Genomic DNA, 26,018 nt, shown 5'->3' on the forward strand with positions numbered 1-26,018 from the left:
AGTATAAGTGAATTACGCCTTGGTATTGTAAGCGTTTACTACAGAGTTTTCGGACCATCCCCCCGAAATTTCTGTCTCTAGTCGTTCGTCCATGAAAAAGAGGCGAAGGGTTGTATCCGTCCTCCACCTCTCTGATATACATGCCTGATCACAAGTTCTAATTCGAATCATTCCTCCGATAGATGGTGACGCCCCCATGTTTGGCGGCGCCCACGACTTGGAACAACCACTCTTTCTCGATCAACAGTGACCGTACTGTCAAAAAGTCGTCTTTCGGTACGAGCAACTCATCGATTGAGCCGTCGAGTAACGCTTTGACCTTTTGTTCCCACTCGTTCATTTTGCTTCATTCCTTTCCTTCTGTGCTTCGTTCGCCCAGGCAAATAAGTACGCACCCGTTTGAATCGCGTCTCCCGGTACGAACAGTTCCATCGGCACGTGTGCATGCGACGGAATCTCTCGATTGATTGCGAGCACGACCGGTTCGCCGAGTGCTGCTTCGATGTAGTCGGAAGCAAACGTGATCACTTCATCCGCAGACATTGTTCCCTCGTTCGCAAGAGCCGCTGCATAGGCCGCGTCCACCTCATTATCTTTCAACAGAACACGTCCGTGCTCGAGCAGCGCGAACGGTGGCTTCGCGTCGACATGAAACACCTCGTAGGCGCGATAGCCCGTTTCATCACATGATAGGAGCGGAACGAAGCGGCGTTGTCCCGTCCATTTCTTCAATTGAAACAACGTCCGCATCGACGCAAATGACTTCGCGCCAGTCGCATCTTTTTCGACCAATATCGTCGGCGAACTCGCCGCGTCCGCTTGATCCCTTCCCATAAACAACCAACTTTCAACTTCAGACACGAGTATCAACGATTCTTCCTCCCTATGATCCATTCTGATCCGGCAATCACCGTGAACGCGACGAGCCATCCGCCCACGACGTCACTGAAATAGTGAACGTTCAAAATGACCCGGCTGAACGAGACGGCTACGAGCAGCACGACGAGCACCGCGACCCAAACAGGCGAGTACTTTCGCCGGTATAAACTAAAAGCGAGCAAACCGTACAATGCGAGCGAACCCGAGGCGTGCCCGCTCGGAAAACTATACGTCGTCGCATCGAGAGCGGCATCGATGAGCGGCCGGTCGATCCCGTACACGCGCTTCAATAGTTGAGTCAAAACTAACGTCCCGATGACGACGAGCGGTAACCGGAACGCTTCAAGTTTGTCCCCGCGCCATAACCAATAAAGCATGCCGACAAAGGAGAGGGCGATCAATACCTTCACACTGCCGAGTTCCGTCACATAGACAAACAGCGGGCCAGACAACGGTGCGACAATCCGATAGACGAACCCATCGAGCGAAACCGCCCCACCTAAAATGACAATCACCGAGACGATGGCGAAGCCAAGCGTCCCGGCGATTGTCAGTGTTTTTGCGCGATGCATCAATATAATCCTTTGCGTTCACGCATCTCGTCTTCACCGAAATCGTTCATGTCGCGCAACCGGTGCGCGAGACGGCCCGATGCGTTAGCCGCGATCGCACCGACAAGGTCGTCCATGAACGTATGAACTTGACCATCGTCCATCTTCGTATCGAGCTGCTTGATGATCCCGATCTTCGCTTTATCTAAGTAACCGAACGTCGTGACGGCAATCGATCCGTACGTGTTGACGGCCCCGATCGCGATCGTCTCATCGACTCCGAATAGGCCTTCATCTGAAGCGACGATTGAAAGGAGCGGTTCTGACAACTGCCCTTTTTCGGCTAACATATCGAGCTCTGAGCCGACGAGAATCGCGTGTTGGAGTTCGCGTTTCTCAAGGACGGCCTCAACCGACTCGATGCAGTCTTTTAATGATAAGTGCGGTGAATAAGGCGCCTGCATTTGGTAGACGATCTCTGCGATCGATTCGATCGATACGCCCCGTTCAATCAAACGGGCCCGTGCAGCCTCTGTTACGTCTCGTGAGTGTGGTACTTGTTTCATAATTGTTGCGGGCAATTACCCGCGTCACATCCCTTCATCTCGAGAACAGCATGTCTCGAAGTACTCATTCTCTATTATACTGAAAACTTAAAAAAAAACACTAAGCCCACTTTGACTTCATTCGATAAATCGGTCATCATAAACTAGTAGACCATTCATAAAGGGGGAACTGGAATGAAGATTGGGGTAGTCTTATTTCCATCAAAACAAGTTCAAGACTTCGCCAACTCGTATCGAAAACGGTACGATACGAAGTACGCTTTGATTTCGCCACACGTGACGATCAAAGAACGTACCGAAGTCGACGAAGCCGAGTTACCAAAAGTGCTCGAGTATTTACAACAAATCGCTGAAACGACGAAGCCGATTCAGTTGAAGATCGACGGTGCCCGCTCGTTCGCGCCGACGAACAACGTCCTTTACTTAAAAGTGTTGCCGACGCGCGAACTCGCTGCGCTACAAACTCGCTTACACGAAGGTGCACTCGATCAGCCTCCGAAGTACGAGTTCCTCCCGCACATCACGATCGGACAAGATCTGACCGACGCCGAGCTGTTCGATGTGCTCGAACGGATGCGGATGGAACAAGTCCATTTTGAAGAGACGATCAACCGTATGGCCGTCATGTATGAGCTCGAAAACGAAACATGGAACGTCTATGAGACGTTCCGGTTCCGAGGTTAATATTATACGCTCCGGTCGACGAAACGACCGGGGCTTTTTTCTTGTTCAGCTTCTAACCATTCTTCTTGACGCGGAATAATCCGCTGGACCCGCTGGATGCGAGTGACCGGTTCGATGTTCGCCCGTTCTGTCGGTTGGACCTGGCGATTCCCATATTGGACGACCGTAAAATCAATCTGATAAGGACCCATGATCTTCCCTCCCTCACAAGTCCTTACCCCAAACGGTTACGCTATAATACAAAAAGAGCGCATTTACGCGCCCTTTCCCAAACTTATAAAATATGGTAGCCGCTGTCGACGTGGATGACTTCTCCCGTGATGCCACTCCCCATGCCTGATAACAAGAACAGACCGGTCGAGGCCACTTCTTCAGCCGAGACGTTCCGGCGCAGTGGTGCCTTTTGCTCGAGTTCAGACAAGATGCTGTTAAAGTCGCCGACGCCTTTCGCCGACAACGTCCGAATCGGTCCAGCCGAAATTGCGTTGACTTGCACGCCTTGCGGGCCGTATTCGTTCGCTAAATATTTGACGCTCGAATCGAGCGCGGCCTTAGCGACACCCATCAAGTTATAGTTCGGTACGACCCGTTCCCCTCCGAGATACGTGAGCGTGATGACCGAAGCGTTCTCTGCGAAGTAAGGTTTTGCCGCCTTGACGACCGCCGTCAAACTGTACGCCGAAATATCGAGCGCTTGTGCGAACTGACCGCGCGTCATCTCCGAGAATTCACCGCGCAACGCTTCTTTATCCGCGAAAGCGATTGAATGCGCAATCCCTTGAATCAGGCCGACTTGCTCATGGATCGAACGGAACGTCGTGTCGATCGCTTCATCGTTCGTCACATCACACTCAAGCAACAGTGCTTCTTGGCTCAATTCAGCAGCGAGTGATTCGAGACCTGACTTGAAACGTTCAGACGCATAAGTGAGCACGAGCTTCGCTCCTGCCGCGTCGAGCGTTTTCGCGATCGCCCAAGCGATCGAGCGTTTATTGGCAATCCCCATGACGACGTACGTCTTGTTCGTTAACGTTGGATAAATTGACATTGTGAACTCCCCTTTTTAGTACCTGGTTATAACATCTGTTATCAGATTACAGAATGGTGTCTGTTTTGTCAACCGCCTCGTAACGTATTGCGATTTTTTATAGTTACGGTAAGATAAACTACGTATAGAAAGGGTGAGACGACTTCATCATGAACCGCATTCAATCTTATTTAAAAAGTTTAGACACGACACTTCTGACAATCGTCTTCTTCTTGATGGTCATTAGCCTAGGCGCCATTTACACGGCACAACCGATGTTGCCAACACGATTACAACATATTAACTTCGCCTTCGATCAAGGAATCCGTTACATCATTGGATTCGTCGCCATGTTTGCCATCATGACAATCGAATACGAGCAGTTGCGAAAAATTCATTGGTATCTCTATTCCTTTGGTTTATTGCTTTTAGTTGGCTTAATTCCGCTCCGGGATACCACACTCGTTCCAAATATTAATGGGGCGTATGGATGGTATAATGTGCCTGGTTTCAGTTTTCAACCAGCTGAATTTATGAAGTTGTTTTTACTTATTTCCATGGCCACAATCGTCTACGACCACAATAAACGTTACGGTTCGTCTCAACAGGATGCGTGGCTGTTAATGAAACTAGTATTACTCGCTATCCCGCCTCTTGGGCTGATTGTCACGCAACCAGACTTAGGGACCGGGCTTGTTTTAATCACGATGCTCGGTGCCATCATCATTGTGTCAGGAATCGGTTGGAAGTGGTTGCTCGGTCTATTTAGCGCTGCCGCCGTGACGATCGGTGGGTTCATGTACTTGTTTTTCTCGCATTTCGAGGTGCTTCAAAGCTTCGTTCCGGGCCACGCCTTGAATCGCTTTCAAGCATGGATTTACCCATATGAGTACTCTGACGATTTAGCGTTCCAGTTGATCAAATCGCTTCAAGCCATCGGTTCTGGTCAAATGTTCGGAACTGGCTATGGTCAAGGTTTAGTCTATCTACCAGAGTCGCAAACCGATTTTATTTTCGCCGTCATCGCTGAGCATTATGGTTTTATCGGTGCAGCAATCGTGATTATCGTCTTCTTCTTGTTCTTGTACCGGATGATTCATATCGCGCTCGAAGCGAGCAGTCCGTTCGGAAGTTACATCGTGACCGCCGTCATCGCCATGTTCACGTTCCAGATCTTCCAAAATATCGGAATGACAATCGGTGTCCTCCCGATCACCGGCCTAACCTTGCCGTTCATCAGTTACGGGGGTACCGGGATCATCATGAACATGATTGCCATCGGGCTCGTCATGAACGTCGCCTCAAAATCAAAAACGTATATGTTTGACGACGATTAAACATAGCCCCGCACTCATTTGAGCGCGGGGCTATGTTTTGTTCACTCGTGTTCGAGTTGAAAGTCGACGGGGTAAGCCGCTTCGATTACGATACTCTCCCCTGTCAACGGATGATCGAACGCGGCAGACGAGCTGTGAAGCGCGTGACGGGCGAGCACGGGACGTCCGCCATACATCGTATCCCCGAGTAACGGATGACCAATATGGCGCATGTGGACGCGTATCTGATGGGTCCGTCCGGTCTCGAGTTGGATCGTCAACGCCGCATAGTCACCGTGCGACTCGACGTGACGGACGTGTGTGACGGCTCGTTGCCCGTCGTCTGTGACGACACGTTCCATGATCGAGTGTTCGGCCCGACCGATCGGCGCATCAATCGTCTGTCGTTCGACCAGTCCTTCGACGAGGGCGATATACGTCCGGGACAAACCACCTCGCTTTTGAAGTTCGCTGAAACGATGGTGCACGTACGCATATTTAGCGAATAAGACGACACCAGACGTATCCCGGTCGAGCCGATTGATCACATGAATCGCCGAGTGCAATCCAATTCGTTCATAGTAACCGAGCACAGCGTTCGCAAGCGTGTCGTCAGGATGAAGCCGAGACGGGATCGTCGCGATGCCTGCCGGCTTATCGACGGCGAGCAAATAGTCGTCCTCGTAGATGACCGTGAGCGGACGCCGTGAACGGACCATCGTTTCCGCTGGCTGCTCAAGCGGAAAATGAACCGTCACTTCATCGCCGCTCGACACATCAAAGCGAACAGTCCGCGGCTCCCCGTTCACTAAGATGAGGCCACCGTGTTTGACTTGCGTCAACATCTTGCGTGAGATGCCACAATCCCCCATCAAAAAATCGCGCAGCGGGACGTTCGTCTCCGCGACACGACGTAATGTAAAACCGTACATATGTTACTTCCCTTCCTCGATGAACGATTCGCGCACCCGACGCCAAAACGGGAACGGGCGGAACCGGGCGAACGTCACTTTTTCTCTCGCGACCGCGCAACGGATCGACTGGACGTTCGACCACGACAGTGCTTCCTGATGGTCGAACGCGAGCTCAAACTCCGTTTTCGTATGCGGTTTGATTTTGACTTGGTGGTGCTTCGGCAACAACAGTGGTGAGCCGATCGTCCGGTAGACGAGATTATTGATCGACGCCATCTCGGTCACTTGGATCGCCTCGATCGATGGATGGACGATCGCACCGCCGAGCGCTTTATTATAGGCGGTCGAGCCGGAAGGTGTCGAGATGCAAAGCCCGTCTCCGCGGAACGTTTCAAAGTAATCATCACGGATCGACAAGTCACACACGAGCGTGCGCTTGTAATTTTTAATCGTACACTCGTTCATCGCCAACTGCCGCTCCGTCGTCCCGTCCTCATAGTCGATCAACACTTCGACGAGCGGATAAGATACCGGTTCAAACGACTCGCTCGTGATCATCTCTGTCAATTCATCGAGCTCGTCCGGTTGCCAGTCGGCGTAAAAACCGAGATGGCCCGTATGGATGCCGACGAGAAGGGTGTCGTCTAACCGATCGACATATTCATGGAACGCCTGTAGCATCGTCCCGTCCCCACCGACCGAAACGACGATCCGAGGTTGTTCCGAGACGGAATGTCCCGCCTCGGTCAACTTGTCTGTCAACTCACGCGCGATCTCCGCGGAACGCGCATCTCCCCTTGACACAATCGCAAACTGCATACACTCACCCCCCTAGTCTTGGTCCGTTTGGACGTTCATTTCTTTATCACGAAACACTTGCTGCGCATCTTGAATCTCGACGCGGAGCTGACTCATCTCAGCATCGAGCAGAAACGCCGCCTCCGCGGCCCGACGCAGCCGTTCTTGGACTTCTTGCGGCATGTCGCCATCGTATTTATAGTTTAACGAGTGCTCGATTGTCGCCCAAAAGTTCATCGCGAGCGTCCGAACTTGGACTTCGACGAGCGTCGGGAATTCCCCGTGGATCGTCTGGACCGGGTATTCGATGATGATGTGATACGACCGATAACCCGATTCTTTTTGATTCGTGATGTAGTTCCGTTCCTCTACGATTTTAAAGTCGGTCCGGTGGTGCAACAGCTCGAGGACCTGCACGATATCGTCCACAAATTGACACATGATTCGAAGCCCAGCGATGTCTTGCATCTCGGTCGACAAGTGATCATAGGCGATCTGTTTGCGTTTCGCTTTCTCGAGGATGCTACCGACCGGCTTGACCCTGCCGGTGACGAACTCGATCGGAGAATGGTCATTTTGCGAGTTGTATTGCTTACGGATCGCTTTAAACTTTACTTTCAGCTCATCGACCGCAATTTGATACGGCACTAAAAATTGATCCCAGTCCACTGATTGCATATGCTGTCACCACTTTCGTTCGTTTCGGAAAACCTTGCTTTTTTCCGTATGTATCCGATTGTATGGTATCATAAACCAACAATTGTTCATAGAATGGAGCGATGATGAATGACCCAAGAAGTGGAAATTGAGTTTAAATCGATGCTGACGAAAGATGAGTATGAGACGTTGCTCGAATCGTATCAGTTATCCGACCAAATTAAATGGCAAGCCAACGATTATTTCGATACGCCCACGTTTGAACTGCGCAGCCAAGGCGCGGCCTTGCGCATCCGCGAGAAGAAGACCGGTCAAGTTTTGACGCTCAAACAACCGCACGATGTCGGACTGCTTGAGACGCATGCACCGATCAATGAAGAAGCGGCGGAAAATTTGTTCAAGTACGGCATCGTCCACGACGAACAGATGAAACAAGCCCTCGCCACGTTCAATTTGACCGGACCCCTCGAACATTTGGGCCGCCTCGAGACGAAGCGTGCTGAAATCGAGACGGCAGACGGTCTGCTCGTGCTCGATGAAAGTCATTATTTGGAGATTTGTGATTATGAAATAGAATTCGAAGTGACGGACGAAGCGGCAGGACGAATCGCGTTTGAAAAGCTGCTCTCGAGCCACAATATCCCGTTACGTCCGGCCAAAAATAAAATCGTCCGATTCATGGAAGAAAAGATGGGACGGAGTGAAGGTTGAGCAGATACGTTGCCAACCTTTTTTTTTCGTTGCTACAATGAGCATACGATATATTTGATTTTGTTTACGAGAGGAGGCGACACAATGGAACTTGAACAATGTAATGAGTCATCCTGTTCACTGGAAGAATCTTCTATCCAAGTAACATATAAGCCATTAGAGTTATTCTATTTCATGGACATCTCTGATCCCGACGGTTTTCACGTGATGACACTCATTAAAAAACTCGAGCTCGAATACGGGCACTTGATTCGTTTTCGGATGGTCTCGACGGTTCCTAGTTGTGTTGGCGGATGTCAGGAAGAGGTTCGCCTTCTCACGATGATCAAGGCTATGGAATTACAAGGGAAACGCCATGCGATGCGTTTTTTGCGTCACCTTCATATTAACGACGCCTTTACGAAGGACGCTTCTAACGATGCCGACCTGTGGGAGATCGCGCGCTCTTACGCTGGATACGGACTCGACATCGATGAGTTGGCGGCAGATATGCAGTCGAATCAACTCTTGAGCGCCCTCGCTGTCGACCATCAAATATTAAAAGACTGGGAAATCGAATCACTTCCCGCCATGACGTTCGTCACCCGTGACGAGGCGCTCAAAATCGAAGGCGTCTATCCTTACGACGTGTACCAAGCCGTTATGAGTGAACTGCTCGGATACGTACCGAATCGGCAAACCGGTTGGAACGTTGAAAAAGTGTTACGTCACTACGACGCCTCGACAATCACTGAGCTCGCATTCATCTTAGAGCTCGACAAGCCGATCATCGAGCGGGAACTGAAAAAACTGTCGCTCCAGCAACGTTGCCGCCCTGTTCCCGGCTGCAGCGGTCAAGCATGGGCCACACAAAAATAAACGGATACAAAAAGAAACCCACGGCCGGGGAGCCGTGGGTTTTTGACGTCTCAAGCGGGGACAAGAGACGCCGATCTTAACACCCGGGGAAGGTGTCAAGACGGGAGAAAGTTTACGGTCAATAAAGGGGTTTGTGATTGATTTCACACTTATAATATAACCATAGGCTCGCCTGTTGACAAGCACTTTGTTCATATTGTCACATAATGTTCACGCGCATGCACGCTTACGAAAACAGGAGTGATTCCATCTCATCGAGGACGGATTCAAACTGATCGAGCGCCGCTAACACAGGTGCTTTCGTCGTCATGTCAACGCCGGCCGCCTTCAACACCTCGATCGGGTAATCGCTCGACCCGGCTTTTAAGAACTTATCGATATAACGTTTAACGGCAGGCGCGCCTTCGTCCATGATTTGTTGCGACAACGCCGCTGACGCCGAAATTCCTGTCGCATACTGATATACATAGTAGTTGTAGTAGAAGTGCGGGATACGGGCCCACTCGAACGCGATCTCTTCGTCGATGACGATGTCGTCGCCGAAGTAACGCTTGTTCAACTCAAGATACGTCTCGTTCAAGTATTCTGGTGTGAGCGAGATGCCATCTTGGGCCGCTTGATGGATCTTATGTTCGAACTCGGCGAACATCGTCTGACGGAACAGCGTCCCCCGGAACGTCTCGAGTTGATTGTTGAGCAAGTAAAGACGCTCGGCTTTGTCCGTCCGTGTCTTCAACAAATAGTCGTTCAAGAGCGCCTCATTCGTCGTCGAGGCGACTTCTGCCACGAAAATCGAATAGTCCCCATACGGGTACGGTTGCGTGGCACGCGTGTAGTGACTGTGTACCGAATGACCGAACTCGTGGGCGAGTGTGAACAAGTTGTTCACGTTGTCTTGCCAGTTCATCAAGATAAACGGTTGCGTGTCGTACGCGCCAGACGAATAGGCACCGCTACGTTTGCCGCGAGTCTCCCGGACGTCGACCCAACGTGAGTCGAGACCGTCTTTGACGATTTGGACGTACTCGTCTCCGAGTGGAGCCAGACCTTGGATCATGAGCTCTTTCGCTTCTTCATAAGGCACTTTCATCTCGACGTCTTTGACGAGTGGCGTGTACAGGTCATACATGTGCACCTCGTCTACACCGAGCGCTCGTTTACGAAGCGCGACATAACGGTGCAACAGATCGAGCCGTTCATTCACCGCTTCAACGAGTCCATCGTATACCGATTCAGGAATCGAGTTGTTGTGGAGTGCCGATTGACGCGCACTCTCAAACTTGCGCACCGTCGCATAAAAGTTGTCCTTCTTCACGCTCCCAGACAGAGTTGACGCGAACGTGTTCAAGTATTGTTTGTACGTCCCATACATCGCTTTGAAAGCCGTCTCACGCACGCTGCGGTCTGCCGACTCTAAAAACGTAATGTAACGTCCGTGCGTCAGTTCGACTTCTTCTCCTTGCTCATTCTTTACTTTAGGGAATTTCAAATCGGCGTTGTTGAGCATGCCGAACGTCGAGCTCGATTGCCCGAGCACGTCGCCGGCTTGGGCGAGGATCGCTTCTTCCGCTTCCGTCAAGACGTGGGGCCGCTCTTGCGCCAACTCATCGAACGCATGACGGTAGACGGTCAACCCTTCGTGGCCGCCCATGAACGCTGTGATCTCACTTTCGTCGATGGCGAGCAGTTCTGGTGTCATGAAGGCGAGTTGAGCCGAAATTTGAGCGGCGAGTGACCCGGCACGGTCGTTCAGCGCCTGATAATGGCTGTTGGCCGTATCTTCGTCATAGCGCATATGGGCGTATGTATACAGCTTATGCAGTTGACGCGAGATCTCGTCACGAAGCTGCAGCGCCGCGTAAAGTGTCTCGGCCGATTCCCCGAGTTTCCCTTTGAATTCAACGAGTTCAGGGATTCGGGCTTTGAGTGTCTCAAAGTCTTGCTCCCACGCTTTGTCGTCTGCATAGATGGTTTCTAAGTTCCACGTCTCCTCGACGGGTACTTGTTGTCGTGTTAGTACTTCTGACATATGTCCACTTCCTTTTCTCAGTTTATATACGATTTCGCCATGAATCGCTGAAACCCTTGAAACAAACGAATATCGTCACGAAGTGCTGCTTCGAGCGTGACCGGGACTTGCCAGTCGATGACATACTCTGACAAGCCGAATACGTTCAAGAGTTGTCTCCATTGTAACTGAAACGAAGAAACAAAGTCGCTTGTCGGGGTCGCGTTGAACTGGCGGCATGTCTTCTCGATGCTAAAAGCGAGCGAATCCTTGGGCGCTTCCCGTCGATTTAAATACAAGACCGTTTGAAATTCGAACGGATGAACATGAACACCCCACAGCGCCGGGAGCGGCAAATAACAGACCGTCGGCAACAGTGACGGTAACATGCCGAGCGGATAGAGACGATTCAAAATCAGCCGTCTGTAGAGCGGTGTCGGATAAGGCGGCGCCATACGCTTACGCCGCACGAGTTGAATCCATCGGTGCGCATCAAATCGATAAAAAGGTTCGAACGGCGAGACGTCGAAAGATGTCACGGGCACCCACGTGCCTTGTGCCCGTCTGAGCGAGATCGGACACCCGACGAACCGGTACAACGCGTTCTTGACCGGAACGATCAGCGTACGTCGCCGTGCGATCTCACACCTCATCCACGGTGAGAAGGACGGCACCGGTTCAAGACGCAATCCGCTCGCGATCCAGATGACGGCAAGACCGTTTCGCTCATAGTGTCTCGTCCGTTCTACGTAAGAATCGACTGCTAACGGTGAGGCCTGTATTTCGACGACGAACGACGCCTCCGCTTTTGACGCGACCAAGTCAGCCCGTCTCCCGTTCAGATCCACTTCTTGCTCGACATCATATCCGCCCGCCTGCAGCCATTGTCTGACGCCCCATTTATCGGTTCGGTGACCAGCCGACTCTCCGCGCCCACACGTTTGAACGTGAGAAAAATGGAGCCGTCGCTTCGCTCCTCGTTTTACAATGACCCGTTCTCCGCACTGTGGACATGAAAAAGGGGCAGCCGGTTCGATTTGCCTCCGACTCAACGTATGGGCATCGACGTACTCCCCTGTCTGATCGATTGCGAACCGCATCCCGCTTCCCCCTCATAATAATGGTGAAAACATTCGTGCCAAAGATTCAACGAGTTTGATGAAATAAGATCGTTCTGCGAACGCGCCCAACTCCAACTCATGAGACCCTTCAAAATCTTTGTAGATGTCTTGCTTGAGTTGATGAACCGAGTTCGTGTTGTACAGCAGTGCGTTCACTTCAAAATTGAGATGAAAACTGCGGAAGTCCATGTTCGCCGTCCCGATCGTCGCCAGGCCGTCATCGATGACGATGACTTTCGAGTGCATGAATCCTTCCTCGTACAAATAAATCTTGACGCCAGAGCTGAGCAACTCCTCATAATAAGATCGGCTCGCATAGAAGACGATTTTATGGTCCGGGAAGCTCGGTAAGACGATGCGGACGTCGATCCCCGACAAAGAAGCTGTCTTCAACGCACTCATAATATCCTCGTCAGGAATCAAGTACGGTGACGAGATGTACACCGATTTTTTGGCGGCATTGATAAGTGCGAAATAAATCGACTTCATCGTCTCGTACGGCTCGTCCGGTCCGCTGGCGACGATTTGGACACCGCCGCTCGCGCTCCGCACCGTCTCGAGCGGCTCTAGGTAGAACGGCGTGAACAAGCGCTCACCCGTCATATAGTACCAGTCTTGTAGGAAGATCAGCTGCAGTTCCGATACCCCTTCCCCTCTGACGTAGAGATGCGTGTCACGCCAAAATCCGAACTTCGTATGCTCTCCTAAATACTCGTCCCCGACGTTCAAACCGCCTGTGAACGCTTCGGTCCCGTCGATGACGACAATCTTCCGGTGGTTCCGGTAGTTCGTCTTGCTCGAGACGAGCGGTAAGACGACGGGAAAGAACGCCTGGACGTGAACACCAGCTTGTCGCATCTCTTCGAAAAAAGAACTGCTCGTATGGATCGATCCGACTGCATCGTACAAAAACCGGACCTCGACCCCTGACCGCGCTTTTTCAATCAAAATACGTTGAATTTCCCGAGAAATACGATCTTCCCGGAAAATGTAATACTCGAGGTGAATGTGACGCGTCGCCCCGTTCAAGGCTGGCAATAGTTTCGAAAACTTTTCTTTTCCGTTCGTGAGGATTTGTGTATACGTGTTCGACGAGACGGGTAATTGATTCAATGAAGACGTTAAGTGGAGCAACTTCTCATAATCATCGTGCGGAAACATGAGCGATGGCGAGAGTGTCATCGCTTTTTGCCGATAAGCGAGATACGTTTCTTCATCCAACATCGCCTTCTCATTGAACATGCGTCTCCGCCGATAGTTTTGACCGAAGACGAAGTATGCGAATAAACCGACGACCGGAAATCCGAGCATGACGATTGCCCAGATGAGCGTTCGTTGCGGATTACGGTTCTCGAGCAAGATGACGAGCAGGATGCTAAACGTCGTCAGAAAGACGAGGATCGTGAACAGCCCAATCACTTGCGAGCTCCAGTAATAAGATAATACGGCAATGAGCCCTGCGAGCAAAAGAAGGGATAATAGTACTTGTATGCGTCGCAACATATTATAAGCTGACCCCGTTTCTGTCATGTATTATCATTAATTATACATCGGAACGATATCTTTTTGAGGGGAGTGGAGAAAATATGGGGACTTTTCTAGTGACGGGGGCGACGAGCGGCATCGGTCATGCGGTCGCCTTACGGTTAACGGAAGAAGGACACGACGTCTTAGGCGTCGGACGTGATGAGACGAGAGGTGCGGCACTCGAACTCGAATCGGATAACACCATCACGTTCCTGAAATGTGATTTATCTCAAGCTGATGAGGTCGAGGCGCTCATGGATCGCCTCGAAGCCGATCAAGTCGTCCTGCACGGAGTATTCAATAACGCCGCGACGTTCGGTCGTCCCGGTACGCCTGAACGGTTGCCGGCCTCTGCTTTTGACGAAGTGTTCGAACTGAACGTGTTGGCGACAAACCGCCTCATTCAACGTGCGATTCCGCTCCTCGCGACCGGTTCAAGCGTAGTCAACAACGCAGCGATCGTCGGACACGTCAAATTCCCGCCGATGCTCGGTCCATACGCCGCTTCGAAAGCGGCCGTCATCGCGTTGACGAAGACGTTCGCCCATCGGATGAAAGGAAAGATTCGTTTCAACGCCGTCTGTTTCGGACCGGTCGATACGCCGCTCAGCCATAAGCTGTACGGCGGCGAGGCAAAATTCAAAGACGCGATGAGCCATCATTTCCGTGGGAATGCCGCTTCACCGGAAGAAGTCGCACCGGTCGTCACGTTTTTATTGAGTGATGCGTCGAGCTATATTAACGGCCAAGCCATCACCATCGACGGTGGCTACAGCCTGTCTTGAACGCAAAAAGGGGTCGTCTACGAATTAGACGGCCCCTTTCGCTTTTGTGCGAACAGCTGTATATTATGCCTTGATCTTCCTCGCTTGCATCATCTGGGTCGTCAAGAACGCCTTTTCGCGCGGATGTAAGTCGTCCCATGTGAGCACGTCTTCAATGTAATCGACGAACTCTTCAAACGTGTCGTGATGCGTTGGATGAGCGCGCAGGCGTCCGATTCGGATCGCCTCGAAAATCGACGCCATCACGAAAATGTCATGGCTCGCGTACGTCTTGATCGGCGCCAGCGCCTCGAACAACGTCGCTTCCATCGCTTTCCGTTTGATGTGCCAATCACTCTTGCCGTTTGAGAAGACGAAATCCCCTTCCGGAAGTTCACTTAATTCCCGTAAGATGTCCCCGATATAGTGAATCGCATGAATCGCCGTATTCGGGTCATTAATTCCCGGTGACACTCCTTTAAGGGCGATCTCACTCAATTTTTCGATGACGAACGCCGGGTCTTGAATCGATGAACGGATCTCGCCGATTTGAAACACGTCTTTGTCGAGAGCGTCATCCCCTAGCCAATATCCGAGAATATCTCCTTCCGCCACAAAGTCGCCGACCGCGACGACCGATTCGAAACTGATGTCGTGATCTTCTTGTTTCTCGCTCGAGAACAGTTGAACATAGCCGGTCCGTGAGGCGTACACCGCCTGCCCTGCTTCGAACGTATGGACCGATCGCTTCAGCACGATGCTCACCTTCCCATCTTCGACCGCTTGCTTCTGTTTTTCGATGACGGATAATGCCTCTCGATGTAAGGACGATAACAGGCGTTCAGCTTGAATCGAGACGCTGATCGTCTGAATGAACTTGACGAACGCCCAGATCGAACTGACGACCAATACGACGCTGACACCTGAAGCGAGGACGGCGTCCTCTTCCGAAGTCCGAATGAGAAATAAATTCGTGATCCCGTACACGGTCGTCATGATGAAAATACCGAGCGTATGTTTCGAAGCCGAGTTTGTTAAAAAGTTATTGATCGTACGGGGCGAGAATTGAGATGAATACGTCGTCAGCACGACTAAAATCGTCGAAAAACTGAACGTCATCATCGTCATGAGACTCGTGAACGACGACGAAAGGACGGAAGCCGCTGAATCCTGATCCAAATAAATGATTTCTGGCAACAGTTCGCGGAAAAAGCTACCGAAATACTGCGTCAGAAACGTTAATACGATACCACCTGTCCCATACAAAAACGGGACGAACCACGTACTGTCTGACAACGTCAATTGTAAACGCTTGAGCATCAAGTCACCTCTTCATATGTATAAATTAGTAAAAAAATCGCCTGTCCGCTTGAACAGGCGATTCGAGTTTAAAAATAGTGACGTACTTTCGAGAACACGTCTCCGTCGAGAATCGGTTTACCGTACTCCTCGAGCATAGCGAGGGTTTGCGTACTGAACGACAAATATTCGGCTAAAAGACTGAGGACGTTCTCTTCTTCTTCCGGCTCCATCTCGTCCGGGAAGTCGATCCACAAGTAGTAACGGTTTTCATAATGGAATAACTTGAGGGTGACGTTACTCAGCGTATCACCGGCCCGTTTGCTCAGAGCGATAATCGCCTCAAAGTCATCCGTATCCATAGCTAACGGAGCCCACGCCTCCGGTTCAGCTTCGACTTCATCGAGTTCACTCAACTGGTCGAGGACAGACTGTTGATCACGCGCTTCGTCGATTGCGTTGCGCAAGAGCGACCCGAGTTCTGCGTCGTCTTCTGTGTCGATCACATTTTTCGCGATCGTGACGGTCACTTCAAGTCCTTTTTCAAACGCTTGTACTTGTATCCATAGTGGACCATCGAACGAGATATCTTCCCGTTCGTGCGCTTCGTCCATCATCTGCCAGAACAGCTGCTCACCACGTTCTCGGTTGTACCAAATTTCATCCCGGGCGAATCCGCGTTTCTCGATATCGACATAAGTGATGAAAAACTTGACGGTATTGTCATTGATGCGCTCAATTTTCACGATTGTCCACTCCCTTCTGACCTCACTCCTACTTCTTAAGGAGGAGAGGGGAAATTGTCTTGTTATCATAGTACCCTTTTTTTGACCTGTCAATCTATTGATGATGGGGTGTGTACCACTATTTTATCGGAAAAACGAGATAATAAAAAGCACACTGCTTAGACAGTATGCTTCCTCACTCGTTGACGAGTCGTTGCGCTTCTTGAAGTTGGAACGTACGAACTTTGCGAGGCAAGAATCGACGAATCTCATCTTCGTTATATCCGACTTGAAGGCGTTTTTCATCAATCAAAATCGGACGGCGAAGGAGGCCCGGATATTCTTGAATCAAATCGTACAACTGCTGAAGCGAAAGTGCGTCGACCGATACATCGATTTTCGAGAAAACTTTTGAGCGGGTCGAGATGATCTCATCTGTGCCGTCTTCTGTCATGCGTAAAATCTGTTTAATCTCATTGAGTGAGAGTGGTTCTGAGAATATGTTTCGTTCTGTAAATGGGATATCATGCTCTTCGAGCCAAGCCCGTGCTTTTCGGCACGATGTACAGCTCGGAGACGTATAAAGTGTGACCATTTTCGTTCCTCCCTGATCAAATGTTCGTCCATTTTTTTAGTGACTCTTCTTGTATACCCAAAATCTCGTTCACGTAATTATAATAATTCTTATTTATTGAAACTTCAATGATATTCTTTCTCATCGGGGTAAGAAAAGAGGACGCATTCAGAAGAATGCGACCTTGATCGACCGTTCTACGAAGCTGGAATCCGAGAAACCGGTTGTGACACCGTTTCTTTCCCTGGCTTCACTTGCAAGTCTTTCAATTTCTTCTTGAGCACTTCTTTTAACAGTTTCTTTTTCTGTTGCAGTACTTTGTCACGCTCTTTCATGGTCTCTCACCCCCATGGACGAAAGGAAAAAACCAACCATTACTGTATCTGAAAATCTTAAAGTTGCACTAATCTATAGTTAAATTATAGCACATTCTATTGAAAAATGTTGAACAATCTCGTAAAAAATCATGATTTCACATGTTCCAAATTTGCATTTGCTTATCCATTCCCGTATAGTTAATAGAAATAATCTTTGAAATCACCAAGGAGGAGAGCACGAATGAGAATCACGTTAGAAACGATCATGCAGCATCACGTCACCCAGAAATACTTGACACGATCTGGATTAAAACATGCCGTTGACGTCTGTGAACGCGCTCTCGAATTGGCGACACGACGAGGGCTCGACACCGATCTAGCAACGAAGGCTGCACTGCTCCACGACATCGGTCATTACGAATGGTACACCGAAGGCAAGTGGAACTACGACTTGTATCGCCAAAACGATATCCACGCCATCAAAGGCGCGGAACGAGCCCATAAACTGTTGATCCGGCTCGGAGAAGATCCGGCTCGGGCCAAGGAAATTTCCGTCATGATCCTGCTTCATACGGATTCTTACCTTCCGCCTAACCGCATCCAACGGACCCCGCTCCAACAGCTCGTCCATGACGCCGATACGTTCGTCGAACAGCCGGGCGGCCTCCACCACTACGAGACGATGGAGATTGAAGACGCGCTCGCTCGCGTCCGTTTAATCGATGCCGTCGTCGAGCGTCTCTCGAACTTGCCGCGCATCTCAAACGCCTAACACCGTCCGGGTCTCCCACGGTGTTTTCGTTTGAGCAAAAAAGCCCTAAAATCCAATTGGATTTTAGGGCTTTTCGTATTAGACGAGCTGGGCTTTATACGCCTCATATTCTGCGTCTGTGAGCGAAACATAGTGACCTGGTTCGACTTCGCGAAGCGCAGGGATGCTCGAATCTTCATCCGACCGTCCGACAGCACCAAGTGAGCCAGATTCGTAGACGATCCGCTTACGTGTCCGTTCATGTTCTGGATCCGGAAGCGGGATTGCAGACAAGAGCGATTTCGTATAAGCGTGAATCGGGTTCTCGTACAGGCGCTCTGCCGGTGCAAGCTCGACGAGGTGACCTTGGTACATAACGCCGATCCGGTCCGAGATATACTTGACCATCGACAAATCGTGGGCGATGAACAAGTACGTGAGATCACGGTCACGTTGCAACTCTTTCATCAAGTTGACGACTTGAGCTTGGATCGACACGTCGAGTGCTGAGATCGGCTCATCGGCGATGATGAAGTCCGGTTCAACAGCGAGCGCACGGGCAATCCCGATCCGCTGACGCTGTCCGCCTGAGAATTCGTGCGGGTAACGGCTCGCATGCTCTTTCGTGAGGCCGACCGTCTCGAGAAGGTCGTACACACGGTTCATCCGGTCTTCTTTCGTCTTGGCAAGGCCGTGGATATCGATGCCTTCAGCGATGATATCAGCGACCGTCATCCGCGGGTTGAGCGACGCATACGGATCTTGGAAGATCATCTGCATAGCCCGGTTGAATTTTAACTTCTCAGCTTTATTCTTTTTCCCGTGGACGTTCTCACCTTTGAAAAGAACATCGCCGTCGGTTGCATCGTAAAGGCCGATGATCGTACGACCTGTCGTCGATTTACCGCAACCCGACTCTCCAACGAGACCGAGCACTTCACCTTTGTAAATATCGAACGAGATGCCGTCGACCGCTTTGACGACGCGGCCTCGGCCAATTTTAAAGTGCTGCTTCAGGTCTCGTACTTCTAATAATTTTTCACGTTCCATTATTCAGCACCACCTTTCAAAATCGATTTCGCGAACGCGCTGTCAGGACGATATTTGAGCGCGAGATCGCGGATCGCTCGCGGCGGCGTCACTTGCGGTGCTTGTGGGTGCAAGAGCCAGCTCGCTGCATAGTGTGTATCGCTAATTTGGAACATCGGCGGTTCTTTCTCGAAATCAATTTTCATCGCATACGGATTACGCGGTGCGAACGCGTCACCTTTCGGCGGGTCAAGCAAGTTAGGCGGCGTGCCCGGGATGGCCGGGAGCGCTTCGTTCGGATCATCGGTCGGACGCGGCATCGATCCGAGCAGTCCCCAAGCGTACGGGTGACGCGGCTCATAGAAGATCTCATCGACCGTTCCTCTTTCGACGATTTTACCGGCGTACATGACGGCGACACGGTCAGCCATGTTCGCGACGACACCGAGGTCGTGCGTGATGAAGATGATAGCCGTACCCGTTTTTTGCTGAATGTCTTTCAACAATTCTAAAATTTGGGCTTGGATCGTCACGTCGAGTGCCGTCGTCGGCTCATCGGCAATCAACACTTTCGGGTTACATGCGAGCGCGATCGCGATGACGATCCGTTGACGCATACCGCCTGAAAGTTGGTGCGGATATTGTTTAAGACGTGCCTCTGGGTTCGGAATCCCGACGAGTGTGAGCAATTCGAGCGTACGCTTCTTCGCATCTTCCCCCGTCAATCCTTGGTGTTGCTTCAATCCTTCGGCAATCTGTTTGAAGATTGTCATCGTTGGGTTGAGTGACGTCATTGGATCTTGGAAGATCATCGCGATGTCGCGCCCGCGGATTTTCAACATTTCTTTTTCTGACAACTTCGCCAAGTCTTTTCCTTCGAACAAAATTTCTCCGTTCGTGATCTCACCTGGCGGGTTCGGAATGAGACGCATGATCGCTTTCGATGTGACGGATTTACCAGAACCCGATTCACCAACGATTGCGAGCGTCTCGCCTTTTTTCAAATCAAACGATACGTTGCGGACGGCTTGTACCGTTCCGGCATACGTATGGAACGAGACCGCTAAGTCTCGGACAGATAAAATCGTTTCCATGCACGAGTCCCCCTCTGTTTAAATTATTTACGCATTTTCGGGTCGAACGCATCACGCAAGCCATCGGCGAGCAAGTTGAAGCTGACCATGAGCAAGACGATGATGATTGACGGAATGACGAGCAAGTACGGGAACGTCCGTAGCTCTTTGTATCCGTCGTTGATCAACGTACCAAGTGACGCTTGTGGCGGTTGAAGTCCGATCCCGATGAAGCTGAGGAACGCCTCGAAGAAGATGGCAGATGGAATCGTGAACATGAGTGTGATGATGATCGCACCGAGCGTGTTCGGGATCAAGTGTTTGAAAATCAAACGGTTACTTGAAGCACCGAGCGTACGGGCAGCCAACACAAACTCTTGGTTTTTCAGTTTCAAAATCTGACCGCGGACGAGTCGACTCATCCCGATCCAGCCGGTGATGGCCATCGCCAAGATAATGGTGAAGACACCTGGGTCAAAGATCAAGATGAACAAGATGATCAAGATCAAGTTAGGAACACCAGTCAAAATCTCGACGATCCGTTGCATGATGTTGTCAATGCGGCCACCGAAGTAAGCCGAGACGCCGCCGTAAGCGACACCGATGACCGTATCGATGATTGCGGCCATCAAACCGATGAAGAGCGAGATACGAGTCCCTTCCCAAACACGCGACCAAAGATCACGCCCGAGGTAATCGGTACCGAACCAGAAGTTCTCTTCGACGTTTTTCTGTTCATAGAAGTTGATGTCACGCCCACCGAGGTTGGCCATGCCGTCAAATCCGGCCCACTCAAGTCCTGTGACTTTAGGCGGTAGTTTCGCTTGTGAGATATTTTGTTCATAGGCGTCACGGGCTGAAAGCATCGGACCGAACAACGCGAGCAACACTAAAATTAAAATGATCGACAGCGAGAAGATGGCCGCTTTGTTTTTCTTAAGACGAAGCCATGCATCTTGCCAGAAGTTCAAACTTTTCCCGGCAATTCGTTCACCGAGCTGTTCGTTCATTTCGACACGTTGGAACATGTCTTGGTCGAACTGCTCGAAATCTTTTTTATTTTCAATCATCAGTTATCCCCCCCAAGACGAATACGTGGGTCAACGACTCCGTAGAGCAAGTCAACAAGTAAAATAATTACAATGAACAGAGCCGAGAAGAAGAGCGTCGTGCCCATGATGACCGAATAGTCATTCAACGTGATCGACGTTACAAACAATTCACCAAGTCCCGGAACGGCAAAGATTTTCTCGATAACGAACGTACCTGTGAGTAGCGCAGCCGTCATCGGTCCAAGGATTGTGATCGCTGGAATCATGGCGTTACGCACCATATGTTTCCACACGATTGCATTCCCGGTTAATCCTTTCGCTTTCGCGAGCGTGACATAGTCTTGTCCGGTCACTTCTAGCATCTCGGTCCGTACGAAACGGGCGATCGACGCGGTGACCCCGAGCGACAACGAGATGGTCGGAAGGATCGTATGCGCCGGCGAGTCCCAGAACGCGACAGGCAATACGCCCCATTTTACCCCAACGTAGTATTGAAGGAGGGCCGCAAAGACGAACGACGGGACAGAGATCCCGATTACCGACACAAACATTGAACCATAATCGATGTACGTGTTATGGCGAATCGCTGCAACGATCCCGAGCAATAGTCCTGTCAGCGTACCAAGCACTAGTGCCTGAATACCTAACTGGGCCGATGGTCCGATTCGTTCCATGATCAACTCCGTCACTGGCCGGTTGGCCGTACGGAACGATACGCCGAGGTCGCCTTGGACAAGGTTCCCTAAGTAAGTCGCATAACGAACTGGAAGCGGATCATTGAGTCCGTAACGATCGTTCAAGATCTGAATTTGCGTTTCCGTCAATTTTTCCTGGTTCTGATACGGTGAACCTGGAAGCAGGTCCATCAGGAAAAATGTGAACGTCGCAATCAAGAAGAACGTGATGAGGCCGTAAACCAGCCGCTGAAGAATATAACGTCCCATAATAAAAACCCCCTGTTTTTCTAATTGTGTCTATGCTTGCACCAACAGCGTCACTATGACATATTTCCCATTTCTTGAATTCACAAAATGAAAGGAATTTTCTGAAAGAATAGGTCAAACGTCATCTCAAGGCTCTTAGCACAGCATATGAAAATCAAAAAACCCTCAGTTTCTGAAGTATTCTGAATTTTCACTGTTACTCCATTATACTTTACCAACAAAACATTTGAATAGTATTTTCTCTCAATTCGATATTTTTTTTAGAAAAGTGGGGACATGCTTGCGCATGTCCCCTCTCCTATTTAGTTGATATCAACGTATTTGTACTGGTAATCAGCACCAAAAAGTTGACGGTTGAAGTTCTCAACGTTCGGACGGATCAAGTAAGCGACACCGGCCTGATAGATCGGCATGATTGCTTGGTCTTGTTCGATCAAGAGCGTTTCTGCTTCTTTGAATTTGTCATAACGAGCATCGATCGTTGTTTCAGCCGAAGCTTCATCGATCAACTTGTCGTATGCTGCCGACTTGTACTTGATGTCGTTTTGACCGTTGTCTGACGTGAAGATGCCAAGGTTAGTGAGCGGGTCTTGATAGTCAGGTCCCCAAAGGGCGAATGACATCTGGTAGTCCCCGTTCGCTTCGCGTTCGAGCTTGTTGTTGAACGGTTGTTGCGAGATGTTGACCGTTACGTTCGGCAAGTTCGACTCGATTTGGCCTTTCATGTACTCTGAGATTTGTTTTGAAACTTCACTATCGAATGAAAGCAATTCGATTGTGGTCGCTTCGCCACCAGTTGCTTCTTCCCAAAGCGTTGCTGCTTCGTCAGCATTCGTCTCGAAGTGTTGGACGCCTTCCGTGTAATCCGTTCCGTCTTCATACTTGATGAATTCTTTCGGGATGAACGAAGTCGTTGCGATTGAACCGTTGTTCAACAGTTGGTCGACAATACCGACCGGGTCAACGGCACGAGCGATTGCTTTACGTGCGTTCACATCAGCGAATACTTCATCTTCATGATTGAACTTGAAGTAACCGACCGTTGAACGAAGTCCTGTGTTGTAGTCTTCGTCTTCTTGGAAAGCAGCGACTTGCTCAGACGCGAGGCCTGCGTAATCAACATCGCCTGCTTCATACAAGTTGACGACCGTTGACGTATCTTTGACGACGCGAACGTCGACTTTGTTGAGAGCGACGTTGTCGGCATCCCAGTACGTATCGTTTTTCGTCAAGACATAGCCTTGTTCACGATCCCACTCTGACCATGTGAACGGACCGTTGTAGAGAAGGTTCTCTGTGTTTTTTGCGAAGTCCGCTCCTTGCTCAGTTGCGAACGCTTCATTGATCGGTGTGAACGTACCGAACGATGTGAGTGAGACGAACGATGGGTCCGGACGCTCGAGTGTAACTTCTAGCGTTTTCTCATCGATTGCTTTCACACCGAGTTCTTCTTTAGGAAGGTCACCCGTGTTGATTGCTTCGGCATTTTTTACCGTGTTCATGATATACGCATATTGCGAACCAGTTTCTGGGTCCACGGCACGTTGCCAAGCGTAAACGAAGTCATTCGCTGTGACCGGCTCACCGTTCGACCATTCGGCGTCACGAAGCGTGAACGTGTAGACGGTTTCGTCTTCGTTCAATTCCGGCTCTCCTTCAGCGATGGCTGGAACGGCTTGCCCTTCTTGGTCAAGACGGTAAAGACCTTCCATTGTGTTGGCGATCAAGTTGAACGCGACTGCGTCCGTTGCGAGCGCCGGGTCGGCTGTAGTAATGTCAGACGTGTCCGTCAAACGAAGTACTTTCTCTCCGTTCGAAGACGAACCGCCGTCAGAGTCTCCGCCAGTCGAACAAGCGGCGAGCACTGTACCGAGTGCCAAGATGAGTGTCATCATTAGCAAAATCGATTTTTTCTTCATTGCGATGTCCCCTTTCTAATCTCGTGAAGCTTAGCATTCCGTCGGACTAACATCTTACTCTTTTTCTTTAATTTTCTGAATATTACATAAAGTATCCGACGAAAGAACGTTAGGGCTATTGTAAAAAATTTTTAATCAAACTGTCAACTACGGAATAAACCGCTGTCATTTGAAAAACTTCCTTCTCGCCATAATAGCGGGACTACGCGTATCATAGAACCATAAGCAAACGTGACAAATTGACGTCGTCACGTTGAAAGGAGTTTGTCACATTGAAAAATTTTAGAAGTATATTAATCGTTTGGGGAATTGTCACAATTGCCTATACGGTTTGGTCGTATGTGTCGTACTACCGCGCGGAATCGTTCGCGTTTCATTTGAGTGGCGGCTTGTTCGTCGCCGGCATGATCGTCTTCGCGTACGGGATGTTCTCACAGATGAGCGCTTCAGGATTGTTCGACGGGATCATGTACGGGTTTAAACGAAATCGCCGCGCCAAACTAAAGGAAATCGATTCCGATTATGAAGAAGACGAAAAAGACGACGACGAGATGAAAGAAGAACGTTCCGCCCGTAAACAGTCGGCTTGGCGTTGGGTATACGTCGGGGTCGGTAGTGTGATCCTGTCATACGTCATCACCCTCGTTTGACCTTTTTGTTTTTCCACCAATATGCTAAACTAAATGCAGAACATAGGAAACACAAGGAAGAAGACAAGTACCTCGAACTCCCTCTCCCCCAGAGAGTCTACGTTGCTGCGAGTAGACGGAGAGCGTTCAAGCGAATGGACTTCAGAGTGGCTCACCTGAATGGTAGTACGGTGAGACGGTTACGCCCGTTAACGCGATCAAGTGGCATGATTTCATGCAAATTTGGGTGGCACCGCGGTTATTCGTCCCGATTTTTCGGGCGGAGAACTGCGGTTTTTTATATTTTATGGAGGTGTAGGCATGGCAACGATATTTTCAGGCATTAAACCGACCGGCGTCGTGACGCTCGGTAACTACTTAGGGGCGATGAAACAATTCGTCGATCTTCAAGAAGAACATGACGCGTACTATTGTATCGTCGATCTTCACTCGATCACGGTCCAACTTGACCGCGTCGAGCTGATGGACAACACCCGCAAGCTGGCGGCGCTCTATCTCGCCTGCGGACTTGACCCTGAGAAGGCAACGATCTTCGTCCAGTCAGAAGTAAAAGCGCACGCCCAACTCGGATGGATGTTGACGTGTATCGCTGGGATGGGCGAACTCGGTCGGATGACGCAGTACAAAGATAAATCGCAAGGTAGCGATAACGTCGGGGCCGGGCTGTTCATCTATCCGACACTCATGGCGGCGGATATTCTACTTTATGGGACAGAGCTCGTGCCGGTCGGTGACGATCAAAAACAACATATCGAACTGACGCGCGACTTGGCCGAACGGTTCAACAAACGCTATTATGAGACGTTCAAGATTCCTGAGCCGCTCATTCAAAAAGAAGGGGCTCGGATCATGAGTTTGACGAACCCCGAGAAGAAGATGTCGAAATCGGACGCGAACATTAAAGGCTTCATCTCGATGCTTGACGAACCGAACGTCATCCGTAAAAAAATCAAGAGCGCCGTCACGGACTCGAGCGGCGTCATCAGCTTCGACCGGGAGAATAAGCCGGGCATCTCGAACTTGCTCGAGATTTACTCGTTGTCGACGGGTACTTCGATAACAGATCTCGTGACTCAATACGCAGACTCGAACTACGGAACGTTCAAGCAAGACGTCGCCGAAGCGGTCGTCGCCATGCTCGAACCGATTCAAGCGCGCTATCACGAACTCGTCGACTCGTCAGAGCTTGATGCGATCCTTGATGCCGGCCGTGAGAAAGCCGAAGCGGTCGCGAACAAGAACCTCGCCAAGATCGAGAAAGCGATGGGCTTAAGCCGAAAACGTGCCAAAGTGAAAAAATAAGA

At 50.3% G+C, this 26,018-nt stretch carries 29 protein-coding genes and 1 other annotated feature; of the genes, 8 read left to right on the top strand and 21 right to left on the bottom strand.

The window, feature by feature from the left end; all coding sequences use genetic code 11:
• Window positions 1-157: 157 nt before the first annotated feature.
• Genes EVJ21_RS03150 through EVJ21_RS03165 form a run of 4 tightly spaced genes read right to left on the bottom strand, consistent with a single transcriptional unit; the run spans window position 158 to window position 1,996 of the window.
• Complete coding sequence (locus EVJ21_RS03150) at window positions 158-340, bottom strand: hypothetical protein (protein ID WP_131489871.1); 183 nt, start codon at window positions 338-340, stop codon at window positions 158-160.
• Window positions 337-870: a hypothetical protein gene (locus EVJ21_RS03155; RefSeq protein ID WP_131470811.1), complete on the bottom strand. Its 534-nt coding sequence runs from the start codon at window positions 868-870 to the stop codon at window positions 337-339. The genes EVJ21_RS03150 and EVJ21_RS03155 overlap by 4 nt, the downstream gene beginning before the upstream one ends.
• Window positions 867-1,451: a phosphatase PAP2 family protein gene (locus EVJ21_RS03160; RefSeq protein WP_070327618.1), complete on the bottom strand. Its 585-nt coding sequence runs from the start codon at window positions 1,449-1,451 to the stop codon at window positions 867-869. The genes EVJ21_RS03155 and EVJ21_RS03160 overlap by 4 nt, the downstream gene beginning before the upstream one ends.
• Entirely contained in the window at window positions 1,451-1,996 is a 546-nt protein-coding gene (locus EVJ21_RS03165) for a phosphatidylglycerophosphatase A family protein (protein WP_070327619.1), read from the bottom strand. The genes EVJ21_RS03160 and EVJ21_RS03165 overlap by 1 nt, the downstream gene beginning before the upstream one ends.
• 174 nt (window positions 1,997-2,170) lie before the next feature.
• On the opposite strand from EVJ21_RS03165, the gene EVJ21_RS03170 reads away from it, so the two are divergent.
• Complete coding sequence (locus EVJ21_RS03170) at window positions 2,171-2,680, top strand: YjcG family protein (protein ID WP_070327620.1); 510 nt, start codon at window positions 2,171-2,173, stop codon at window positions 2,678-2,680.
• Between the two features lie 2 nt (window positions 2,681-2,682).
• Here EVJ21_RS03170 and EVJ21_RS03175 read toward each other — a convergent pair whose 3' ends face one another.
• Both EVJ21_RS03175 and fabI read right to left on the bottom strand, forming a co-directional pair.
• Complete coding sequence (locus EVJ21_RS03175; RefSeq protein WP_016510315.1) at window positions 2,683-2,871, bottom strand: hypothetical protein; 189 nt, start codon at window positions 2,869-2,871, stop codon at window positions 2,683-2,685.
• An 83-nt stretch (window positions 2,872-2,954) separates the two neighbouring features.
• Window positions 2,955-3,728: an enoyl-ACP reductase FabI gene (gene fabI / locus EVJ21_RS03180; RefSeq protein ID WP_071399503.1), complete on the bottom strand. Its 774-nt coding sequence runs from the start codon at window positions 3,726-3,728 to the stop codon at window positions 2,955-2,957.
• A 149-nt stretch (window positions 3,729-3,877) separates the two neighbouring features.
• Between fabI and EVJ21_RS03185 the strand changes: the two genes are divergently transcribed.
• Complete coding sequence (locus tag EVJ21_RS03185) at window positions 3,878-5,044, top strand: FtsW/RodA/SpoVE family cell cycle protein (RefSeq protein ID WP_071399502.1); 1,167 nt, start codon at window positions 3,878-3,880, stop codon at window positions 5,042-5,044.
• Between the two features lie 41 nt (window positions 5,045-5,085).
• Here the strand turns inward: EVJ21_RS03185 and EVJ21_RS03190 are convergent, their stop codons facing one another.
• From EVJ21_RS03190 to yjbM, 3 genes are read right to left on the bottom strand one after another with little or no spacing between them, the layout of a single operon-like run.
• Window positions 5,086-5,955 carry an RluA family pseudouridine synthase gene (locus tag EVJ21_RS03190; RefSeq protein ID WP_131465403.1) on the bottom strand — a complete coding sequence of 290 codons (870 nt, stop codon included), beginning with the start codon at window positions 5,953-5,955 and terminating at the stop codon, window positions 5,086-5,088.
• Window positions 5,956-5,958: 3 nt separating this feature from the next.
• Window positions 5,959-6,756: an NAD kinase gene (locus EVJ21_RS03195; RefSeq protein WP_070327624.1), complete on the bottom strand. Its 798-nt coding sequence runs from the start codon at window positions 6,754-6,756 to the stop codon at window positions 5,959-5,961.
• A gap of 12 nt (window positions 6,757-6,768) precedes the next feature.
• A complete protein-coding gene (gene yjbM, locus EVJ21_RS03200) occupies window positions 6,769-7,413 on the bottom strand; it encodes a GTP diphosphokinase (protein WP_070327625.1) in 645 nt (214 codons plus the stop codon).
• Window positions 7,414-7,521: 108 nt separating this feature from the next.
• On the opposite strand from yjbM, the gene EVJ21_RS03205 reads away from it, so the two are divergent.
• Together EVJ21_RS03205 and EVJ21_RS03210 are read left to right on the top strand one after the other, a co-directional pair.
• Window positions 7,522-8,103: a CYTH domain-containing protein gene (locus EVJ21_RS03205; RefSeq protein ID WP_201738984.1), complete on the top strand. Its 582-nt coding sequence runs from the start codon at window positions 7,522-7,524 to the stop codon at window positions 8,101-8,103.
• A gap of 333 nt (window positions 8,104-8,436) precedes the next feature.
• Window positions 8,437-8,961: a DsbA family protein gene (locus EVJ21_RS03210; RefSeq protein WP_236633408.1), complete on the top strand. Its 525-nt coding sequence runs from the start codon at window positions 8,437-8,439 to the stop codon at window positions 8,959-8,961.
• 226 nt (window positions 8,962-9,187) lie between these two features.
• On the opposite strand, the gene pepF is transcribed toward EVJ21_RS03210, so the two are convergent.
• The 3 genes from pepF to cls are packed head-to-tail and all read right to left on the bottom strand — an operon-like array spanning window position 9,188 to window position 13,593.
• Entirely contained in the window at window positions 9,188-10,990 is a 1,803-nt protein-coding gene (gene pepF / locus EVJ21_RS03215) for an oligoendopeptidase F (RefSeq protein WP_131489873.1), read from the bottom strand.
• A gap of 17 nt (window positions 10,991-11,007) precedes the next feature.
• Window positions 11,008-12,069 carry a competence protein CoiA gene (locus tag EVJ21_RS03220; protein ID WP_131489874.1) on the bottom strand — a complete coding sequence of 354 codons (1,062 nt, stop codon included), beginning with the start codon at window positions 12,067-12,069 and terminating at the stop codon, window positions 11,008-11,010.
• 12 nt (window positions 12,070-12,081) lie between these two features.
• Window positions 12,082-13,593, bottom strand: coding sequence for a cardiolipin synthase (gene cls / locus EVJ21_RS03225; RefSeq protein WP_070327629.1), 1,512 nt, complete (start codon window positions 13,591-13,593; stop codon window positions 12,082-12,084).
• Window positions 13,594-13,676: 83 nt separating this feature from the next.
• Here cls and EVJ21_RS03230 point away from each other — a divergent pair, with 83 nt between their 5' ends.
• Entirely contained in the window at window positions 13,677-14,402 is a 726-nt protein-coding gene (locus EVJ21_RS03230; protein WP_131489875.1) for an SDR family NAD(P)-dependent oxidoreductase, read from the top strand.
• 63 nt (window positions 14,403-14,465) lie between these two features.
• Here the strand turns inward: EVJ21_RS03230 and EVJ21_RS03235 are convergent, their stop codons facing one another.
• The 4 genes from EVJ21_RS03235 to EVJ21_RS15415 all read right to left on the bottom strand — a co-directional run bounded on the left by EVJ21_RS03235 (window position 14,466) and on the right by EVJ21_RS15415 (window position 17,314).
• Window positions 14,466-15,701: a DUF2254 domain-containing protein gene (locus EVJ21_RS03235; RefSeq protein WP_131465409.1), complete on the bottom strand. Its 1,236-nt coding sequence runs from the start codon at window positions 15,699-15,701 to the stop codon at window positions 14,466-14,468.
• Between the two features lie 68 nt (window positions 15,702-15,769).
• On the bottom strand, window positions 15,770-16,426 hold the full coding sequence (mecA, locus tag EVJ21_RS03240; protein WP_071399493.1) for an adaptor protein MecA: 657 nt from the start codon (window positions 16,424-16,426) through the stop codon (window positions 15,770-15,772).
• Between the two features lie 175 nt (window positions 16,427-16,601).
• On the bottom strand, window positions 16,602-17,000 hold the full coding sequence (spxA, locus tag EVJ21_RS03245) for a transcriptional regulator SpxA (protein WP_015881217.1): 399 nt from the start codon (window positions 16,998-17,000) through the stop codon (window positions 16,602-16,604).
• Between the two features lie 176 nt (window positions 17,001-17,176).
• Window positions 17,177-17,314 (bottom strand): hypothetical protein, encoded by a 138-nt coding sequence (locus EVJ21_RS15415; RefSeq protein ID WP_167331259.1) that lies wholly within the window; start codon window positions 17,312-17,314, stop codon window positions 17,177-17,179.
• Window positions 17,315-17,537: 223 nt separating this feature from the next.
• Here EVJ21_RS15415 and EVJ21_RS03250 point away from each other — a divergent pair, with 223 nt between their 5' ends.
• Complete coding sequence (locus EVJ21_RS03250) at window positions 17,538-18,068, top strand: HD domain-containing protein (RefSeq protein ID WP_070327633.1); 531 nt, start codon at window positions 17,538-17,540, stop codon at window positions 18,066-18,068.
• A 78-nt stretch (window positions 18,069-18,146) separates the two neighbouring features.
• Here the strand turns inward: EVJ21_RS03250 and EVJ21_RS03255 are convergent, their stop codons facing one another.
• The 5 genes from EVJ21_RS03255 to EVJ21_RS03275 form a co-directional block, all read right to left on the bottom strand.
• Window positions 18,147-19,097, bottom strand: coding sequence for an ABC transporter ATP-binding protein (locus EVJ21_RS03255; RefSeq protein WP_131465411.1), 951 nt, complete (start codon window positions 19,095-19,097; stop codon window positions 18,147-18,149).
• Window positions 19,097-20,170 carry an ABC transporter ATP-binding protein gene (locus tag EVJ21_RS03260; RefSeq protein ID WP_131440849.1) on the bottom strand — a complete coding sequence of 358 codons (1,074 nt, stop codon included), beginning with the start codon at window positions 20,168-20,170 and terminating at the stop codon, window positions 19,097-19,099. The genes EVJ21_RS03255 and EVJ21_RS03260 overlap by 1 nt, the downstream gene beginning before the upstream one ends.
• A gap of 23 nt (window positions 20,171-20,193) precedes the next feature.
• A complete protein-coding gene (gene opp3C / locus EVJ21_RS03265) occupies window positions 20,194-21,219 on the bottom strand; it encodes an oligopeptide ABC transporter permease (protein WP_070327636.1) in 1,026 nt (341 codons plus the stop codon).
• Complete coding sequence (opp3b, locus tag EVJ21_RS03270) at window positions 21,219-22,145, bottom strand: oligopeptide ABC transporter permease (protein ID WP_131440851.1); 927 nt, start codon at window positions 22,143-22,145, stop codon at window positions 21,219-21,221. The genes opp3C and opp3b overlap by 1 nt, the downstream gene beginning before the upstream one ends.
• A 302-nt stretch (window positions 22,146-22,447) precedes the next feature.
• Complete coding sequence (locus EVJ21_RS03275) at window positions 22,448-24,064, bottom strand: peptide ABC transporter substrate-binding protein (RefSeq protein WP_131489876.1); 1,617 nt, start codon at window positions 24,062-24,064, stop codon at window positions 22,448-22,450.
• A gap of 272 nt (window positions 24,065-24,336) precedes the next feature.
• On the opposite strand from EVJ21_RS03275, the gene EVJ21_RS03280 reads away from it, so the two are divergent.
• Window positions 24,337-24,714 carry a DUF3899 domain-containing protein gene (locus tag EVJ21_RS03280; RefSeq protein ID WP_131489877.1) on the top strand — a complete coding sequence of 126 codons (378 nt, stop codon included), beginning with the start codon at window positions 24,337-24,339 and terminating at the stop codon, window positions 24,712-24,714.
• 45 nt (window positions 24,715-24,759) lie between these two features.
• Window positions 24,760-24,967, top strand: a binding site (T-box leader).
• Window positions 24,968-25,014: 47 nt separating this feature from the next.
• Complete coding sequence (gene trpS / locus EVJ21_RS03285) at window positions 25,015-26,016, top strand: tryptophan--tRNA ligase (RefSeq protein ID WP_131489878.1); 1,002 nt, start codon at window positions 25,015-25,017, stop codon at window positions 26,014-26,016.
• The last annotated feature ends 2 nt before the right edge of the window (window positions 26,017-26,018 follow it).

The organism is Exiguobacterium sp. SH0S2, from assembly GCF_004337185.1.
Lineage (GTDB): Bacteria > Bacillota > Bacilli > Exiguobacteriales > Exiguobacteriaceae > Exiguobacterium > Exiguobacterium aurantiacum_A.